This window comes from Parendozoicomonas verongulae (genome assembly GCF_009711465.1).
Classification (GTDB): Bacteria; Pseudomonadota; Gammaproteobacteria; order Pseudomonadales; family Endozoicomonadaceae; genus Sansalvadorimonas; species Sansalvadorimonas verongulae.
Window position 1 is genome coordinate 1 of record NZ_SMME01000262.1, and the last position, 439, is coordinate 439.

The following is a 439-nucleotide window of genomic DNA, read 5'->3' on the forward strand; positions in this document are numbered from 1 at the left end:
AGACAACTCATGTTAACGGAGGGGGGGGGATAACTGTCTGCTGGTTTGATGCTACTTTTGGACTTGCGATACATCAAATAGGACACCATATTCCTCAATCAGCGGCTGAGTTGAACACGCTTATGACGACGACAAGAAATCATTATCAGTGGAACGGTGTCTACGAGCATTACCTCAGAACAGCTTTTCGATCCCATGATGCTCTGGTTCTTGATGAGGACGATTTGACGATTATCGCTCAGGAATTTATCAGTGGACTGAAACTGGATACTGGCAGTATCTCACTACCCAAACCATTGCTTTCAAGTACTCTGGCGGCGTCTTTTTCCGCCCTTGTTGCGTCAAAACCCTGGCCACCTAAACATAAACCTAAACATAAGAGGCTACAATCCCGACGTTGAGCAGCGTAAGGTGTGGAACCAAAAATGGCTTGTGCTGT

General features: G+C 46.2%; 1 protein-coding gene. It reads left to right on the plus strand.

Going from position 1 to position 439, the window contains the following annotated elements:
• Window positions 1–401: hypothetical protein (locus tag E1189_RS00400; RefSeq protein ID WP_230459838.1), on the plus strand; the 401-nt coding region annotated here is incomplete at its 5' end.
• Window positions 402–439: the final 38 nt, after the last annotated feature.